This is a genomic window from Acinetobacter sp. IK23, from assembly GCF_035615275.1.
Classification (GTDB): Bacteria; Pseudomonadota; Gammaproteobacteria; order Pseudomonadales; family Moraxellaceae; genus Acinetobacter; species Acinetobacter seifertii.
Genome location: NZ_JANBNX010000015.1, coordinates 17,520 through 34,587 on the forward strand (window position 1 = coordinate 17,520; position 17,068 = coordinate 34,587).

Here is a 17,068-nt window from a genome sequence, read left to right on the forward strand (position 1 = left end):
AAAATGTATCATATTTTTTTCGTATGATGTATGTATTTTATGTTTTAATATTAAAAATTATTCTATATGAAGTACAAAGGTCAGTACTTAAACTGACCTAAGATAGGTTCAAACAGCACTAAAAACCATTGGATACCAACGTAGAGTGGCATATTTCTTGAACTCTTTTGCGACAGGAAAGTCAAAAATTACGCCATCTCCTGTATAGAGTAATGGTTCGCAAGGCGCAAACTTCAGTTTATTTTCTTTTATTAGGGTATTGATTGACTCAATAAATTCCATCGTTACATTCGGCCAGAACAATAAGTTAAAACTTTCTTGTCCGAAATGTTCATTTCCCTTTATTTCAGGAAACTGATTTTGTAACTCTACAAATGAAACATGACCGTTCATTTTTTTTACAAAGGCTAAAATTTTTTCTTTCATTTTTTCTTTGTTGAAATAGGGAGGGTACTTGAGTCTAAAAATTTATTTGGTTTTGTGCAATATAGCTTGTCGCTCAAAAGAAAAGCATAGATAAACAATGTTGAGTTCAAAGGCGGTCATTAGCTAAGAGGATATATCATTTGATGAGAGAGTTGCTCTAGGTTGGCTATTCTTCCACAATGAGACAATATAGGGGTAATTTGATATAGCTTAAGTAGCTTGTTGGAATGCGGATAACTTAAGACATATCAACAACAAATAAAAACACTCTCTAAATCTTCTACAATTACACCAATTTTGCACCATAATAATTTCTGATTTATCTATTGGATTGATATTTAATGTATTTTTTTATTTTTATGTCCAATCCATCATAGGTGCGACAGAAATATGAGGTTGTAACGATTGAAGTGATTGCATAATCAATAGACCCAAAAGTCGCTAAATTAAAGAAAGGGCAGCATTATACGGGGTTTAGCCTTGAATCGACAGAGGCTTTTAGCCGTATAATTTATAACCGACCTTGAGTTGGGGATAGAAAGATGATTTTTAAAAAGTTAGCTTATGACTGAGCCAGCTGCTTTTTTTGTAAGAAAGCATCAATCACACTAAACAAAATGCAAAATACAACGAGTCCCACACCAGCAAGGCATGTCATGCTCCACCCACCATGATTCCAAGCAAAAATTCCTAATGCTGAACCGGCTGCACCACCAATAAAGTAAGTGGTCATATAAATAGCATTAATACGAGATTTAGCATTTGGGCGTAAGCGGAAAATAATACTTTGATTACTGGTGTGAACAAGTGCGAGTGCTAATTGAATTAAAGCAAATCCAATAACATAAGCGAAGAGTAGAGTTTGTCCAAAATAGAAACAAACCCAGCTTACCAAGAACAGCCCACAACCCATCCAAGTAAGTAACTTTGTATAGCCTTGGTCGGCGTATTTACCAATATAACGCGTTGATAATGCCCCAAAAATACCAACTAGAGGAACGAGTCCGATAAATAGATCTGGCAAATGGTGTGCTGAGGTGAGAAGTAGTGCGATAGTGGAATACAAAATACTGACTGCTGCAAATGCGAAGGCACCAGTAAGCGCTCTTAATAATAGTCGCTTCTCTTGCTTTAAAAGCTGAGCCATTGAAACAAAGATTTGTCCATAGTTCATTTTCATACGCAATACATAAGGTAGGCGACTTTTTAAAGTAAATGCCAATAAAAGCATTAATATACCGCTGACGACATACACTACTTTCCAATGGAAAAGATTGGAAAATAAGCCAGCCAGACTAGTAGAGAGTAAAATCCCGACCAATAAGCCGCTCATTAAAAAGCCAATAATCTCACCCGTTTTTTCAGGTTTGACCGTCATGGTTGCAAGTGGGATAAGAACTTGGGCAGCAACAGAAAACAAGCCTGCCAAAATTGTACCGATCCAGAGCATAGGTAAGTTAACAGCAAACGCAGAAGTAAATAAGCCAACTGCGCAAAGCACCATTAAAAATGGAATAGCCTTAGCTTTATTGACGATGTCACCCATCGGAACAATAAAGAGCAAACCGAGGGCATAAGACACCTGAGCAAATGTTACTGTTAAAGCGGCTTGTGCTTGAGTTACTGCAAACTCTTGCTGAATAGAGTGAATTAGTGGCTGACAGTAATAATTCACACCTGCACATAAGCCACATGCTGCTGCCATCAACCAAAGCAAAGGTTTATTTTGACTGATATCTTCAGGGGTAGACATGATGTTCTCTCAGTTTTATTAAGTATATGCCGTTGCTTCAACTTCAATAAGCATGCGTTCTAATGCAAGGCGTGGCACAGGAATGAGCGTGCAGGCTGGAAAAGGATGATTTTTCCATAGATTTTGCATGATTTTAATTAAAATTTGGTGTTTTTCATCCGAGTGGTCAACAATTAAAACTCTTAAAACAGCAATATCAGAAATTTTTGCATCTGCCGTAGTTAAAGCATGTTGAATGTTATTAAAAACTTGAGTGGCTTGTTCTTGAAAATTTGAGCTCAGCTCACCTTTTGAATCTTCACCACCTTGACCGGCAACATGAATAATATTGTTAAAATTTTGGACTACGGCAACATGACTGTAAGCATTTGGTGTTGGGTTATATAAAGTAGAGGGATTTATGATTTTAAAAGTTTCTTTATTCATTGGAACTCAACCGTTCAGTAAAATTTAGATGAGTATCCAACCTCAACTTAAGTTGAGGTCAAGCAGATTTAGTATTTTAGTCTTTTCTTTCTAAGCGTAATCATCATGACACCTACAATATTGAGTAGGCAGCCGACCCATTGCCACATATTAAGATGTTCATTTAAGAAAAGAACGGCAAGTAAAATTGTTAAAACCGGTCCAATCGAAGCGATCATTGCAGATTGTGATGCGCCCAGACGTTCAATGCTTTGTATGAGCATAACGGTGGGTAATACGGTGACTAAAAAGCCTAAGCCGACCCCATACCAAATGACGCTTGAAGGAAGTTGTAATATAAGCTGAATAGGGTGAGTCGTACTCAAAGCGTAATGCGTTAATGCACCAATACAGGCGATAGTGAGCGCTAAGCCTGTGAAATTCCAAGAACCAAATTTTTTAATTAATGGTGGAGTTAGCAGTAAATAACCAGCAAAGGCTACAGCACTTGCAAATACAAAACTTGTTCCTAACCAAAAGTTGCCCTGAATTGGTGCATTGTTATGCTCTTGAAGCATCACCAATACGGTTCCACCATAACTAAGAAAAATGGCGAATAAACTTTTTACATCTAATTTTTGTTTATAGAGCAGGCTTGATGCGATCACGGTAAGTGTTGGATATAAAAATAAGATAATCCGCTCTAAAGAGGCGCTAATAAACATGAGACCCATGAAATCGAGCCAACTAGCGAAGTAGTAGCCTAATAGACCAGCAAAAATTAAAATTAGCCAATCCTTCTTTTTTATGCCCTGATTATGATGCCTATTGAACCAGCAAATGAGTAGAAAGAACGGTAAAGCGCTTAACATGCGTAAAGCCATCAGGACTGTACCGTCTACTAATGGAGAAAGGGCATAAGTCTGTTTAATAAAGATTGCTTTTGTGCTGAATAGAAAAGCAGAACAAAGCGCAAAAAAAGACCCAATTTGAAACGAAGATAAAGAAATTTTCATATACAGGACTGTATAAGAGAGACTATTGTCTGCAAAAAAAGAAAAATCTTCCTATACTACACTCCAAGTCAAATATCGTGAATCATCAGTTCAAAATATGGGTATTTATTAAATAAATAGTGGGTGGTATTTTCAAAAAGTTCAATTAGAATCCAAATTCTGTACAAAGAATACACATGGGGGAAACATTGCAGTTTGCAATGTTTTTGACAATGAGAAATTAGCTTGAGGAACGCTCATGCAGATCGGAATCCCAACCGAAACTGTCGTCGGTGAAAATCGTGTAGCTGCTACGCCAGAGACAGTAAAGAAGTTGATTAGCGCTGGTCATAGCGTTGTGATTGAACGTGGTGCTGGTGTAAAGGCTGCGTACATTGACAGTGCTTATGAACAGGTCGGTGCAACCATTACGGATGATGCCTATACAGGTAGTCAAATTATTTTGAAAGTTCGTGCGCCACAAGGCGGGGAAATTCAAAAACTTGCAGCAAATACAGCTGTTGTAGCAATGTTTGATCCTTATCGTAATACCGAGCTAGATCAATTTGCTAATCAGCAAGTATCTGCTTTTGCTCTGGAATTGCTTCCTCGTACGCTTTCTCGTGCACAGAACATGGATGTGTTGTCTTCTCAGGCAAACTTGGCTGGTTATAAATCAGTTTTGCTTGCTGCTGCCGAATATCAACGCATGTTCCCAATGCTTATGACTGCTGCTGGTACTGTGAAACCTGCACGTGTTGTGATTATGGGAGTTGGGGTTGCAGGCCTTCAGGCGATTGCTACTGCAAAACGTTTGGGTGCAGTTGTTGAAGCAACAGACTTACGTCCTACAGCTAAAGATCAAGTTGAGTCTTTAGGTGGTAAATGGTTAGACGTACCAATGTCTGAAGAAGAGCAACAACGTGCGGCAGATGCAGCAAAAAATGGTTATGGCTGGATGCCGGGTGAGCAATACATTAAAGACCAAGCTGCGATTGTAGATAAAGCTGTTTCTAATGCCGATATCGTGATTACAACCGCATTGTTGCCAGGTCGTGATGCGCCGCGTCTGATCAAAGCTGAAACTGTTGCCAAGATGAAACCAGGTTCTGTCATTTTGGATATGGCAGTTGAAACTGGCGGTAATGTTGAAGGTTCTAAAGTTGGCGAGACTGTTTTTACAGAAAATGGCGTGAAAATTTTGGGTGTTCCAAATATTCCAGCAACTGTAGCAACAGAAGCTTCTGCTTTATATGCACGTAACGTTTTTAATTTCGTAGAAACTTTATTCGACAAAGAGAAAAACTTTGCGATTAATCAAGAAGACGAAATCCAAAAAGCCCTATTGGTCACTCATGGCGGTCAAGTGCTGCTTAAGCGTGGTTAAGGAGATTTCTCATGGTTGAAACTATTACAATTTTCGTCCTTGCCATCTTCGTAGGTTATTACGTTGTTTGGGGTGTTACACCAGCTTTGCATACGCCACTTATGGCAGTAACTAATGCATTGTCATCAATTATTGTTGTTGGTGCGATGTTGCAAACTGTAGGTCTACCTGTTTTAGGTGTAGATGCGAATGTTGCATTTCAAAGTGTGAATGTGGTGAGTGTACTCGGTGCAATTGCAGTATTTTTAGCAAGCATTAATATTTTCGGTGGCTTCGCAGTAACTGCGCGCATGCTGGAAATGTTCAAGCCTAAGCAAAAGAAATAAGAGGGCTTTGACATGGAATTTATTCAAGCGAATGCAAACTGGTTGTACCTTGTAGGCGCAATCCTCTTTATCTTGACGCTTCGTGGCTTGTCTGGCCCTAAAACAGCAATTCAAGGTAACCGTTACGGTATGATCGCAATGGCGATTGCCGTTATAACGACCTTCTTTGTTGCCAACAACCCAGTCATCTGGATGATCGTTGGGGCGATGGTGTTAGGCGCAATCGTGGGTATTGCACGTGCACGTACAGTGCCAATGACACAAATGCCTGAAACTGTTGCGCTTATGCACTCTTTGGTTGGTTTGGCTGCTGTCCTTATTGCAATAGCTGCAATTTTACATAACAACCAATTAACTGCACTGTTTGCTCAAAATGAGGCGGCTTTGACTGCAGCTGGCGTACAACATGCACACATGAGCAAGGTTCATCTATTTGAATTGTTTGTGGGGTGTTTCGTTGGTGCGATTACCTTTACTGCATCTGTGTTCGCATACGGCAAATTGGCTGCGAAAAAATGGGCTAAAACAATTTCTGGTGCATGGGTTAAACCTGTTCAAGCACTTATCTTTATTGCGATGTTGGCTTGTGGTTTCTACTTCTTCACAACTGGCAACATGACTGCTTTCTGGGCAATGACAGCTCTTGCACTTGCATTTGGCTGGGTATGGATTGCACCAGTAGGTGGTGGTGATATGCCTGTAGTTGTATCGCTTCTTAACTCGTTCTCTGGTTGGGCAGCAGCAGGTATTGGTTTTACCCTTGAAAACAACATGTTGATCGTTGCGGGTTCGCTTGTAGGTTCATCTGGTGCGATTCTGTCTTACATTATGTGTAAAGCAATGAATCGTTCAATCATCAACGTATTGTTTGGTGGTGCGATGGGCGGTGCGGCAGTTTCTACCGCTGCTAAAGGTGAACAAGTTCAACGTAACTACCGTTCAGGTTCTGCTGATGATGCTGGCTTCTTAATGTCAAATGCAGACAGCGTTGTGATTGTACCGGGTTATGGTATGGCGCAAGGTCGTGCACAAAATGCTGTAAAAGAGTTGTGTGAAATTCTGAAAGAACAGGGTGTTCGTGTTCGTTTCGCAATTCACCCAGTTGCAGGCCGTATGCCTGGTCATATGAACGTATTGCTTGCTGAGGCAGACGTAGCATACGAAGACATCTTGGAAATGGATGAGATCAACTCAGACTTCCCAGCAACTGACGTAGTACTTGTAATTGGTGCAAACGACGTTGTAAACCCAGCTGCAAAAGATGATCCTAGCTCACCGATTTATGGTATGCCGATTCTTGAAGCGCATAAAGCACGTACAATCATGGTGATTAAGCGTTCTATGGCAACAGGTTATGCAGGTCTTGATAATGACTTGTTCTATAACGAAAAAACAATGATGATCTTTGGTGATGCTAAGAAAGTTGTTGAAGATATGACTAAATCAATTAATGGTACAGGTCACTAAGTTACTTTGAAATAAAAAACCACCTTCGGGTGGTTTTTTTGCTTTTTAGGATTTAAAGAAACTTTTCGACCAGATCCATTGATTGTTGATAGAGGTCACGTGCCAGTTGTTGGTTTTTTGCATGTGGCGATTTCCAGTCAGGCATATGAGCGCTGACATATTCGCCGTTGCGGTTTTGCCATGAGTCTCCAATTGCCATTTCTGTAATAAGTTTTGCAGGAACTGAAGTTGGCACTAAGCCTAATTTCATGGCCGCATAAACTGGTTTTGGTAAATCGCGATAAATATCAGAAGCGACACCACCAGGGTGTAATGCATTATTTGTAATTGTACTACCAGTAAGTTGTTCAGCTAGTGCATTGCTGAAGAGTAAGTTTGCGAGCTTAGATTGTCCATAATAGAACAGGGGGTTGTAAAAACCTTCTGCACGAAATTTATTAGGTTTAATTGAACCAACCCAATGAGCAATAGATGCAAGATGAATAATACGTGCTTGAGGAGATTGTTGTAAAACTGGGAGTAACTTTTGAGTAAGTAAGAAATGGCCTAAATAATTAACGCCAAATTGTTGCTCAAAACCATCTGCTGTGAGCTGTTTTGTTTTTGCAAATAACCCAGCATTATTAATGAGTACATCAAGATTGCTATATTTATCTGCAATTTCATCTGCAGCTTTTTTGGTTAACTCAAGGCTATTCAAATCAAGAGAAACGATATCGACTTGCCCTTGGTCAAGTGAGCGCAGTTTGTTTTGTGCTTCTTGAGCTTTTTGAGGATTTCGACATGCCAAAATGACATGTTGCCCTTGTTTTACAAGTTGTTCTGCTGTGGCAAAGCCAATTCCTGTGTTGGCGCCTGTAATGAGTATCTTCACTTTTTAGTGCTCCAGTTATGCTATTTATTGATGAGACTTTAAGAATGGTTATAGTGCTGTAATTTTGACAATTTGTCATGTCAAATTTGGTTGTAAATGATGATTGGTATTTGTGGGGGGGCTGGAAAGATGATGGGATATTTGAAAATGGTTAAAATCTTTGTTTAGTAAATAAAAAAAGCGGCTCAAAAGAGCCGCTTTTTTTAAAAGCAAAAATTTTATGCGACTGACTCTGGGGCAGTACGCCATAAGCTTTCTAAATCATAGAATTTGCGGGCTGTCGGTAGCATCACGTGTACTACAACAAAGCCAAGATCAATTAAGATCCATTCGGCATCTCGTTCGCCTTCAACGCCAATCGGGCGGAAACCAGCTTTTCGAGCTTCTTCTGCAACATTATCAGCAAGTGCTTTGACGTGACGAGTAGAAGTACCACTCGCAATAACAATAGCATCAGCAACGTTGCTAATAGTGCTAACATCTAACTGTAGAATATCTTTTGCTTTTACATCAACTAAAGCGTCATGGACGACTTTGAGACAAGCTTGTACGTCTTTATTTGAGGTGTTCATTGCGAAATCGTGAGAATTAGACACGCTGGGCGATGGTTCTAAATTCATATAGGGTATATTTTCCTGACAATTACTCACTATCTAATATAGTGGTTTTCACTCAGAATTTCAAACGAAACTAGTAACAGTTTATATATTTACATCATCGGAAAAATATTTGTTTTTCCATGTAAATGACTGATTTGACCCGTTTTTAGGTTTGTATTCTGCCGCAATGTAGCCCATATAAGCACTTTGTTTGATCCAAGAAAATATTTGTTCGTAAGGAATCTGGGCTGTATCGGGTTCATGGCGTCCTGGACAATCTGCGAACTGAATGTGACCAATTTGGTGAATATTTTCTTGTAACCCTTCAAGTACATCTTCACCCATCATCGCCATGTGGTAACAGTCATATTGCATTTTTAAAGCAGGGTGATTGACTGCTTCTAGCATTTCTTGAGCTTGAGCAATGTTCTGTACTAAAAAACGTGGCATATCTGTGCCATTAATCATCTCAAATACAGGTTCAATATCGTGTTCTGTGAGTAAGTCACAGGCCAGCTTTAAGTTGCTTGCAAGAGTTTTAAGGCAAGGAAGTAAATCTGAATCTTGAGGTTGCTTACCTGCCAAAATATTGACACGTGGTACTTTTAAAGCGGTGGCATAACGAATAGCTAATTCTAATGCTTCGCGAAATGCTTTTTCTTGGCCTGGTACACCAGCCAAACCATTTCCACCTTGCATAAGGTCGCCAGCAGGAACATTAATTAAGCATAAACTGAGGTTATAGCGTTCAAGTTGGTCTTGAATATCGGAAATGGTAAGTTCATATGGGAATTGGATTTCTACGTGTTCAAAGCCCTCTGCATGGGCTAATGCAAAGCGTTCAATTAAAGAAACTTCGGTAAAAATCATGGATAAGTTAACGGCAAGACGACCCATATACAAACTCCGTTTATTATTGCTCTACTACTTGAATCATAGTAGCTAAATCTTTCTCGGCAAAGCCATTTTTTTGGTGAGTTTGTAGCTGTAATAGAGCTTTTTGTGCAACAGGGATGTCTAAATTAACATTTTTAGCTAATGTTACCGCGTTGTTAAGATCTTTAGATAATGTTTGAACTTTCCACTGAATAGGCTCGAATGTATGAGTTGCCATGCGTGGCGCAAGTATTTGAAAAGGTTTTGAGTCGGCAAATCCACCAGCTAGCGCGGGAGCGAGTAATGTCGTGTCTACACCTGCGCGGTCTGCTAGTGCTACAGCTTCAGCGATAAGAGCGCTATTTGCTGCCACAATGAGTTGATTGCAAATTTTAGTGGCTTGGCCGGTACCAGTATCCCCCATTCGTGTTACACGTTGGGAAAGTACATTATAAACAGGGCTTAAAGCTTCAATAGTTTGAGCATCTCCACCTGCAAAAATGACAAGTGTGCCTTGTTCAGCACCAGCTGTACCGCCCGAAACAGGAGAGTCAATCCATGTCACCTGTTGTGAAGCAGTAGCTTGAGCGAGTGCTTTTGTTGCACCAACAGACAGACTTGAGAAGTCCACAATAACTTGACCAGCTTTTAAGTGAGGTTGAATTTGTTCAAATACAGCTTGCACAGCTTTATCGTCAGCTAAACAAGTTAAAACTACAGGGTATTGTCCGATGTTTGAAAGATCGAGAGCGTGTGCGCCGATATCGATAAGTTCTTCACATGCAGATGCTGTTCTGTTCCAGACAGCAACTTGAAAACCTGCTTGAATAAGACGGCTAGCCATACGGCTTCCCATAAGCCCTATGCCTAAAAAGGCAATCGGTGTATTACGATCAAAATTCATCTTCAAAGCGCTTATCTATATTGGCGTGGTAAAAATTTAACTTCCGGATGTTTATCTTTTTTACGAGCGAGTTTGCTATTTTTACCAAGTAATAGTTTAAGTTGCCAGATTTTTTCTAAACGCAATGATTTTTCTGGTTGATGTTCCATTGCATCTAATACGCGTTTTGCAGCAGTCAATGCATCTGGTGAGCGTTGTAGCATTTCTGAGGCAATCGCATTCGCTTTTTGTAATGGATTTTCGTTTAAGTGCGTTACAAGGCCAATATCTTTTGCATAATTTCCGTCAAACACACGCGCAGTTAAGGTTAGTTCTTTTGCAAGGTCTACACCAATCAAACCTTTAAGTGAGCGGGTAAGCCCCATGTCGGGTACTAATCCCCAGCGGCTTTCCATAATCGACATTTTGGTTTCTGGATGGGCAATACGGATATCGGCAGCCAACGCAAGTTGCATTCCCGCGCCAAAGCAATAACCTTCAATCGCTGCAATCACAGGTACAGGCAAGTTTTGCCAAATCAAAAATGCTTTTTGGAAAAGGCTTTGTCCTGGTTTTACAAGCTCCCAAATCGCAAATGCAGAATTTTTAGGATTGTTGAGGTCAGATAAATCAATTCCGGCACTAAATACTTGTGCTTCGCCAGTCAAAATTACACAGCGGATCTCTCGGTCTTTTTGTATGGCTTTAGCCGTTGAAACAAGTTCTTTGAGGAGAGCGAAACTCATGGCATTACGTTTATCCGGACGGTTTAGATAAACTGTCGCAATGCCATTATTCTTTTCAATACGTAAAAGTGCCATGAAATTCCCGCTTATTTTTTTATCGATAAGCGGAGCATAACATGGCTTGAAATTGGAAACATGACAGGTCAGTCATGCCTTTTTTATAGGTTCTTTTTAGTCTGGTATCACTAAAATTTGGTGAGCTGCACTCTCTACTTCTTTAATGACAAGTCCTAATTCATTGAAGCGCTGTGTAACTTCTTCAATAAATCCATCGTCAGCTCTACGGCGCTCTTTGCGTAACTTAGAAACAAACTGTTCAAAGTCACCTGTAACTTGTTGAAGTTTTGGTGTGCCAACATAGCGAGTTGCACCATAGAGGCGGTGTAATACATGCTCAAGTTGAGGGAAGTCTTCAAGTTCAATGAGCTGCTGCATTTCATCTAGCTCGGTTGGGAAACTGTCCACCAACATTTTAAGTAAGTCTTGGGCAAGATCTTCTTTGTTTGCTGCCAATTGCAGACTTTGCTGCCAGTTTAATATTTCTGGGTCTAGTGCCTCGGCAACAACATGATGATCTTTATCTAAGGCTTGTGCAGTGAAATTGTTTTTAGTCCATTGCGTTAAAATCTGAATGATCTGCTCCATTTGAATTGGCTTGGTGACATAGTCATTCATACCAACTTTCAGAAGCTTTTGTTTTTCATCAGCAAGTGCGTGAGCGGTTAATGCAATAATTGGAAGCTGCATTTCTCCATCTAGCGTTGACTCTAGCGAGCGGATCGCACGAGTAGTATCAATGCCTGACATAACCGGCATTTGAATGTCCATAAACACCAAATCAAACGGTTTGAGCTTTTGATCAATGCGTTCTTGGATGATATTCAGCGCTTCTTGTCCACTTAAGGCTTTAGTGGTTTTCACATTTAACTCACCTAATAGTGCTTCTAAAACAATTAAGTTCGGTAAATGGTCATCGACCGCTAAAATATGTAATCCCTGACCATTAAAGTCTTGTTGTTCCTCTTCAAAGATAGGTTGGTCACTTAATAGTTGAATAAGTCCACTGCGGCTTAACGGTTGATAAAGTGGGCGAGCACGATATTCGGTGAGCATGTTTGGCTCAAGTGTCATTTGGTAGCCATAAACTGCTAGGTTACCTTGATAACGGCTACGAATTTCTTTAAGTAGAGCTTCTGTGTCACCGCTATGATCAACAACAAGCCATGTATTGTCTTTCTGGTCGAGGTGTTTTAAGCGGCTAAATAAGTCCAAAATCGATTGAGTTTCGATATGTGGAACTTGATAGTTTTCAAGATAGTAGCGTAAAACACTTGCCGTTGCTGGATGTGCTAAATAAGACACGACTTGTAAATGTTGGAAGTGAGGGTGTTCTATCTCATGTTCTTCATCTACAGTAAACTGTGCAGTAAACCAGAATGTTGAACCTTTTTCTGTTGGCGCACGCTCTTGGTTATCTTCAAAACCAATTTGACCATGCATGAGGTGAACCAGTTGTTTGGAGATCGCCAGACCTAAGCCTGTACCACCAAATTGACGTGTAACAGATGCATCGCCTTGCGAAAACGACTCAAATAATTTTTTACGGTCTGTGCCGCTTAAACCAATACCACTATCTTGAACGCTAAAATGAAGTAAGCATTGACCAATATCGTCATGTTCCATACGTACACGAACAATAATTTCGCCATCTGGCGTGAACTTGATTGCATTTGAAATTAGGTTGGTCAAAATTTGTTTAAAGCGTAAAGCATCCCCAATGACTTCTTGAGGAATGTTGTCTGCATAATAAAATGCCATGGCAATATGCTTTTGGGCAGCCAAAGGTGACAACATGTCCATGACATCGAAAATAGCTTCTTCTAAATCAAACGGTGCTGTTTCAAGTTCTAGTTTACCTGCATCAATTTTTGAGAAATCTAATACATCATTAATTAATGCTAATAAGTGGGCAGAAGATTTTCGAATAGTTTGTAGATAGAGATTTTGTTCGTTACTCAGGTTTTGTTGGCGAAGCAATAAATGAATAAAGCCATCAATACTGTTAAGCGGGGTACGAAGTTCATGACTAATATTGGCAAGGAAAACGGATTTTGCCTGATTTGATGAAATGGCTTGGTCACGTGCCTGACGGTAAGTAATGTTTTGAACTTCTAAAGTGTCTAATGTTCTGCGTAAGTCTTCTTCGGTTTGTTCTGTATGTTCTTTAAGCTCTAAAAAACTAAAATGTAAGCGTTTTACTACGTTTGCAATATCACGTTGGAGTAATCGTAATTCGCCTGTACTGTTAATGATCATGTGCTGATCTAAAGTGTCTGCATTAAGTCGTTGTAATTGCATTCGAATTTCGTACATCGGTGCAACCCAGCGGCGAGAGAAGAAATTTAGGCAGAGCAAAAGCAAGAGTAGTGTCATTAGGCTGGTAATAACTAAAGCGATCAGAATACGATAGCGTGCTAGCTCTAATGGTTGATTGTCCATTTCAATCACGAGCCAAACAGGAGTTTTCCCTGTGGTATTAGTGACTCGAATACCATAGATATTGTTATGGTTGTAAGAAATAGGGCCGAAGAAACTACTGCTTTGGGTAAAGTTGGGCCAGTAACGATTATCTCGATAACCCACACTTAAGTATGTTTGACCATTACTATCAATTAAAGCAGCACGCTTTAAATCTTTTTCACTGAACATGCTTTGCATAATGTTTTGTGCATGATCATATTCATCAGGTTTTAGCTCTACCAATGTGTAGAGGTTTTTGGCGATTTCATTATAACGAGCCAAAATAGCCGAAGCGTGATGGAGCTGCTGTTGTTTGGCCGAATGAGATGTTTCAGTTAAAACCAGAAATGCGCCAACCCCTGTTAAAATCATCATGGGCACAAAAATAAGAGCAATCAATTGCCCATATGCATGATTCAGACGTAAGCGTTTCGATAAGGTTTTATTGAAATTAGACATGGCTACATCAGATTGATCTCTCTGTAGGGCATATTATCACGCTTTATTTTAAAACAGACGGCATTTTATAACTGACCGTGCTTTAATCACTTTTATTAAAAAGCATAGTGAAATGGGTGCAGTACCGATCATTTTTTCATACAATAGTGCCACCCCGATTTAGGTGTTGATCATGAGTAATACACAACCTGATTTTTTAGCCGACGAATTTTTGTTAGATCACTATGTAGGTAAAACACCTCTAGTCCGTTTGCAGCGCTTGGCTTGTCATACGCAAGCAACGGTTTTAGCAAAATTGGAAGGTAATAATCCAGCAGGTTCTGTAAAAGATCGTCCCGCCTACAACATGATTATGCAGGCAGAAAAGCGTGGTCAAATTAAACCGGGCGATACGTTAATTGAGGCAACTAGCGGTAATACAGGTATTGCGCTGGCTATGGTTGCTGCAATGCGTGGCTATAAAATGAAACTTATTATGCCAAATAACATGAGCCAAGAACGGAAAGATGCGATGTTGGCCTATGGTGCAGAACTGATTGAAGTGACTCCCCAACAAGGTATGGAAGGCGCACGCGATTTAGCTTTGCAAATGGAAAAAGACGGCAAAGGTCATGTTCTAAATCAGTTTGGTAATCCTGATAATGTCGAGGCTCATTACCTTACGACAGGCCCTGAAATCTGGAAACAAACTGGTGGTAAAATTACTCACTTTGTAAGCTCAATGGGTACAACAGGTACCATTATGGGTGTTTCTAAGTATTTAAAAGAACAAAATCCGGACATTCAGATTGTGGGTTTACAGCCAGCAGACGGATCAAGTATTGCGGGTATTCGTCGTTGGCCAAAAGAATATTTACCTACAATTTTTGATAGCAGTCGTGTAGACCGAATTATTGATATTCCTCAAATTGAAGCTGAAAAAACCATGCGTAAATTGGCACGTATGGAAGGTATTAGTGCTGGCACATCTTCAGGTGGTGCGGTTTGGGCATCAATTAAGATTGCAGAAGAAAATCCGGATGCTGTTATTGTTTGCATTATCTGTGACCGTGGCGATCGCTACTTGTCTACAGGTCTGTTCTCAGTACAGGACGATAACTCATAATTGAGAGAAAGAATGCGTTTCCCAACTTTAGTTTTTGACATTGAAACTTTAACTGATTTAAAAGCGGGAGCGCATTTATATCATCTTGATTTGCCAGAGGCAGATGTTGAACAGGCACTCACAAAAATCCGCCGTCAAGAATCAGGCATGGATTTTCAGCGTTTGCCATTGCACGAAATTGTTTGTATTTCTGGACTATGGATTGATGAATCGGGCTTTCGATTATTTTCATTTAGTCGAGAGCACTATTCAGAAGCTGAAATTTTACAGAAGTTTTTATCTATTTTTGATAAGCGCCACCCGACTTTAGTAAGTTGGAATGGTTCACAATTTGATTTGCCGGTTATTTTGTTCCGTGCCATGTATCATGGTCTTTCTGCGCCGGGCTTGTTTGATCAAGGTGAGCTTGATAGTCAAAAACGTTTTAATAATTACCAAAACCGTTATCACCATCGTCATATTGATTTAATGGATGTTATGGCAATGTTTAATGGTCGTAATTTCCAAAAGCTTGACGATATCGCCTGTATTTTAGGTTTGCCGGGTAAGCGTGGTGAATCGGGTTATCATGTTCCTGAATATGTTCGTAATCAACAGTGGTTAAAATTAACCAGTTATTGTGAAGGTGATGTACTCAATACATGGTTAATTTATTTGCGTTGGCTAGTACTAAAAGGCCAATTAAATGCAGATGAACATAATCACTGGATTAGTTCGAGTATTGAATATTTACAAACTATGCCTCAACAGGCAGATTTTCTTGAAGTGTGGCAACGTACTTCGAAATACACCGAATTTACGTCCCACTATTTTAATCCTTTAGATTTTTAGGTTCATTCTTTGAAACAGCAAGCCAAATCTCGCAAAGCTCAACAACCAGAATATATTTTTCAGGTTGAAACTCTTTCTCATGAGGGGCGAGGAATTGCGCACTATGGTTCTCATCCAGATCATCCGGCAGATAAGCATGGTAAAAAAGTGTTTATTCGTTATGCGTTGCCTGGAGAAATGGTAAAGGCTCAAATCACGCATGAAGCTAAACGTCTTGAAGAAGCTGAAATGATTGAGCTTTTAGCTGAACCTTCACCAAATCGTGTAGAGGCAGTTTGCCCTCATTATGGTATTTGTGGTGGTTGTAGCATGCAGCATATCCATCCAGATGAGCAAATTCGCTTAAAGCAAAATGTACTCCAGTCACATTTACAACACTTTGCAGGTATTCAACCTGAACAGTGGTTAGAGCCAATTCGATCTTTACAAAGTGATTATCGTCGTCGAGCGCGTATAGGTGTGCGTTATTTGCCAAAACCGGATCGTTTGATTCTAGGTTTCCGTGAGCATCATAGTAATCGCTTAACTTCTATCCATACTTGTAGTGTTTTGGATAAAAAGTTATCAGATAGTCTTCCAGAGTTGCGTAATTTACTCCAAAGTCTAAAGGGCAAAGCACATATTGGTCATGTAGAATTAGCAAAAGGTGATAATGAAACGTCTTTATTGGTTCGTCATGTAGAAAAATTAAATAATTCTGATGTCAACCAATTAAGACAATTTGCGTTACACAAAGGCTGGCAATTGTATTTACAACCCAAAGGCCCTGAAAGTCTTCGTCGTATTGATGAAGAGCAAGGTGCTATGCGTTTACATTATGCTTTAAATGCATTTGAGGTAAATTTTGCTTTTTCGCCATTGGATTTTACGCAGGTCAATGCGACAGTAAATGAACAAATGGTACAATTGGCATGTGAATTGCTTCAATTACAAGACGGTGAAAGGGTACTCGATCTGTTTTGTGGATTAGGTAATTTTTCGCTTCCACTTGCACGATGTGTTGGTGCAAATGGTCAGGTTGTTGGTGTGGAAGCTAGTGAAGAAATGGTGCAGCGAGCAGCAGACAATGCAAAATGCAATAATTTGGTGCAAGCAACCTTCTTTTCACAAGATTTAACAAAAGATTTTTCGCATCATTCTTGGGCAAATCAAGGATTTGATGCATTATTGATTGATCCTCCTCGTGCCGGTGCATATGAAATTATGCAGTATGTACCAAACTTTGGAGCAAAAAGAATCGTTTATGTATCATGTAATCCAGCAACACTAGCAAGGGATGCAGGTGTTTTGGTTCAACATGGGTACCAGTTAAAAAAAGCAGCGGTTATGGACATGTTTACGCATACAGAACATGTTGAATCAATTGCTTTATTTGAAAAAATTCAAGAGATAAACGATTAAAAACATGAGTTACAT

16 protein-coding genes are annotated in these 17,068 nt (G+C 39.7%); 6 read left to right on the plus strand and 10 right to left on the minus strand.

The features are described from left to right. Nucleotides 1–108 precede the first annotated feature (108 nt). From MSG95_RS11505 to MSG95_RS11520, 4 genes are all read right to left on the minus strand, one after another. Nucleotides 109–393 (minus strand): hypothetical protein, encoded by a 285-nt coding sequence (locus MSG95_RS11505; RefSeq protein WP_324624788.1) that lies wholly within the window; start codon nucleotides 391–393, stop codon nucleotides 109–111. Between the two features lie 595 nt (nucleotides 394–988). Then, on the minus strand, nucleotides 989–2,179 hold the full coding sequence (locus MSG95_RS11510; protein ID WP_077166033.1) for an MFS transporter: 1,191 nt from the start codon (nucleotides 2,177–2,179) through the stop codon (nucleotides 989–991). 18 nt (nucleotides 2,180–2,197) lie between these two features. Then, nucleotides 2,198–2,605 carry a RidA family protein gene (locus MSG95_RS11515; protein ID WP_077166034.1) on the minus strand — a complete coding sequence of 136 codons (408 nt, stop codon included), beginning with the start codon at nucleotides 2,603–2,605 and terminating at the stop codon, nucleotides 2,198–2,200. A 68-nt stretch (nucleotides 2,606–2,673) separates the two neighbouring features. Next, a complete protein-coding gene (locus MSG95_RS11520) occupies nucleotides 2,674–3,600 on the minus strand; it encodes a DMT family transporter (RefSeq protein WP_077166035.1) in 927 nt (308 codons plus the stop codon). 238 nt (nucleotides 3,601–3,838) lie between these two features. Here MSG95_RS11520 and MSG95_RS11525 point away from each other — a divergent pair, with 238 nt between their 5' ends. The 3 genes from MSG95_RS11525 to MSG95_RS11535 are packed head-to-tail and all read left to right on the plus strand — an operon-like array spanning nucleotide 3,839 to nucleotide 6,759. Continuing rightward, entirely contained in the window at nucleotides 3,839–4,966 is a 1,128-nt protein-coding gene (locus MSG95_RS11525) for a Re/Si-specific NAD(P)(+) transhydrogenase subunit alpha (RefSeq protein ID WP_004698636.1), read from the plus strand. A gap of 11 nt (nucleotides 4,967–4,977) precedes the next feature. Then, nucleotides 4,978–5,292: a proton-translocating transhydrogenase family protein gene (locus tag MSG95_RS11530; RefSeq protein WP_000230434.1), complete on the plus strand. Its 315-nt coding sequence runs from the start codon at nucleotides 4,978–4,980 to the stop codon at nucleotides 5,290–5,292. Nucleotides 5,293–5,304: 12 nt separating this feature from the next. Then, nucleotides 5,305–6,759 carry an NAD(P)(+) transhydrogenase (Re/Si-specific) subunit beta gene (locus MSG95_RS11535; protein ID WP_004698634.1) on the plus strand — a complete coding sequence of 485 codons (1,455 nt, stop codon included), beginning with the start codon at nucleotides 5,305–5,307 and terminating at the stop codon, nucleotides 6,757–6,759. Between the two features lie 52 nt (nucleotides 6,760–6,811). Here MSG95_RS11535 and MSG95_RS11540 read toward each other — a convergent pair whose 3' ends face one another. From MSG95_RS11540 to MSG95_RS11565, 6 genes are all read right to left on the minus strand, one after another. Next, nucleotides 6,812–7,633 (minus strand): SDR family NAD(P)-dependent oxidoreductase, encoded by an 822-nt coding sequence (locus tag MSG95_RS11540; RefSeq protein ID WP_077166036.1) that lies wholly within the window; start codon nucleotides 7,631–7,633, stop codon nucleotides 6,812–6,814. Between the two features lie 218 nt (nucleotides 7,634–7,851). Then, nucleotides 7,852–8,253 carry a ribosome silencing factor gene (gene rsfS, locus MSG95_RS11545; RefSeq protein WP_019458118.1) on the minus strand — a complete coding sequence of 134 codons (402 nt, stop codon included), beginning with the start codon at nucleotides 8,251–8,253 and terminating at the stop codon, nucleotides 7,852–7,854. An 81-nt stretch (nucleotides 8,254–8,334) separates the two neighbouring features. Beyond that, complete coding sequence (locus tag MSG95_RS11550; RefSeq protein WP_019458119.1) at nucleotides 8,335–9,129, minus strand: hydroxypyruvate isomerase family protein; 795 nt, start codon at nucleotides 9,127–9,129, stop codon at nucleotides 8,335–8,337. A gap of 16 nt (nucleotides 9,130–9,145) precedes the next feature. Next, the gene (locus tag MSG95_RS11555; RefSeq protein ID WP_077166038.1) at nucleotides 9,146–10,012 is read right to left on the minus strand and encodes an NAD(P)-dependent oxidoreductase; all 867 of its coding nucleotides are present in this window, start codon (nucleotides 10,010–10,012) and stop codon (nucleotides 9,146–9,148) included. Between the two features lie 11 nt (nucleotides 10,013–10,023). Continuing rightward, a complete protein-coding gene (locus MSG95_RS11560; RefSeq protein ID WP_004698630.1) occupies nucleotides 10,024–10,812 on the minus strand; it encodes a crotonase/enoyl-CoA hydratase family protein in 789 nt (262 codons plus the stop codon). Between the two features lie 96 nt (nucleotides 10,813–10,908). Then, the gene (locus MSG95_RS11565) at nucleotides 10,909–13,716 is read right to left on the minus strand and encodes an ATP-binding protein (RefSeq protein ID WP_077166039.1); all 2,808 of its coding nucleotides are present in this window, start codon (nucleotides 13,714–13,716) and stop codon (nucleotides 10,909–10,911) included. Nucleotides 13,717–13,888: 172 nt separating this feature from the next. On the opposite strand from MSG95_RS11565, the gene cysM reads away from it, so the two are divergent. From cysM to rlmD, 3 genes are read left to right on the plus strand one after another with little or no spacing between them, the layout of a single operon-like run. Beyond that, nucleotides 13,889–14,821, plus strand: a complete 933-nt coding sequence (cysM, locus tag MSG95_RS11570) for a cysteine synthase CysM (RefSeq protein ID WP_016803785.1) — start codon at nucleotides 13,889–13,891, stop codon at nucleotides 14,819–14,821. A 12-nt stretch (nucleotides 14,822–14,833) separates the two neighbouring features. Then, a complete protein-coding gene (locus tag MSG95_RS11575) occupies nucleotides 14,834–15,652 on the plus strand; it encodes a 3'-5' exonuclease (protein ID WP_077166040.1) in 819 nt (272 codons plus the stop codon). Between the two features lie 9 nt (nucleotides 15,653–15,661). Continuing rightward, entirely contained in the window at nucleotides 15,662–17,053 is a 1,392-nt protein-coding gene (rlmD, locus tag MSG95_RS11580; protein ID WP_077166041.1) for a 23S rRNA (uracil(1939)-C(5))-methyltransferase RlmD, read from the plus strand. The last annotated feature ends 15 nt before the right edge of the window (nucleotides 17,054–17,068 follow it).

Bases quoted from the DNA above. Each gene is read 5' to 3' on its own strand.
- MSG95_RS11505 (WP_324624788.1), bottom strand. From the start codon at position 393: ATGAACGGTCATGTTTCATTTGTAGAGTTACAAAATCAGTTTCCTGAA.
- MSG95_RS11565 (WP_077166039.1), bottom strand. From the start codon at position 13,716: ATGTCTAATTTCAATAAAACCTTATCGAAACGCTTACGTCTGAATCAT.
- MSG95_RS11520 (WP_077166035.1), bottom strand. From the start codon at position 3,600: ATGAAAATTTCTTTATCTTCGTTTCAAATTGGGTCTTTTTTTGCGCTT.
- MSG95_RS11515 (WP_077166034.1), bottom strand. From the start codon at position 2,605: ATGAATAAAGAAACTTTTAAAATCATAAATCCCTCTACTTTATATAAC.
- MSG95_RS11530 (WP_000230434.1), top strand. From the start codon at position 4,978: ATGGTTGAAACTATTACAATTTTCGTCCTTGCCATCTTCGTAGGTTAT.
- MSG95_RS11550 (WP_019458119.1), bottom strand. From the start codon at position 9,129: ATGGGTCGTCTTGCCGTTAACTTATCCATGATTTTTACCGAAGTTTCT.
- MSG95_RS11555 (WP_077166038.1), bottom strand. From the start codon at position 10,012: ATGAATTTTGATCGTAATACACCGATTGCCTTTTTAGGCATAGGGCTT.
- rsfS (WP_019458118.1), bottom strand. From the start codon at position 8,253: ATGAATTTAGAACCATCGCCCAGCGTGTCTAATTCTCACGATTTCGCA.
- MSG95_RS11575 (WP_077166040.1), top strand. From the start codon at position 14,834: ATGCGTTTCCCAACTTTAGTTTTTGACATTGAAACTTTAACTGATTTA.
- MSG95_RS11535 (WP_004698634.1), top strand. From the start codon at position 5,305: ATGGAATTTATTCAAGCGAATGCAAACTGGTTGTACCTTGTAGGCGCA.
- MSG95_RS11525 (WP_004698636.1), top strand. From the start codon at position 3,839: ATGCAGATCGGAATCCCAACCGAAACTGTCGTCGGTGAAAATCGTGTA.
- cysM (WP_016803785.1), top strand. From the start codon at position 13,889: ATGAGTAATACACAACCTGATTTTTTAGCCGACGAATTTTTGTTAGAT.
- MSG95_RS11560 (WP_004698630.1), bottom strand. From the start codon at position 10,812: ATGGCACTTTTACGTATTGAAAAGAATAATGGCATTGCGACAGTTTAT.
- MSG95_RS11510 (WP_077166033.1), bottom strand. From the start codon at position 2,179: ATGTCTACCCCTGAAGATATCAGTCAAAATAAACCTTTGCTTTGGTTG.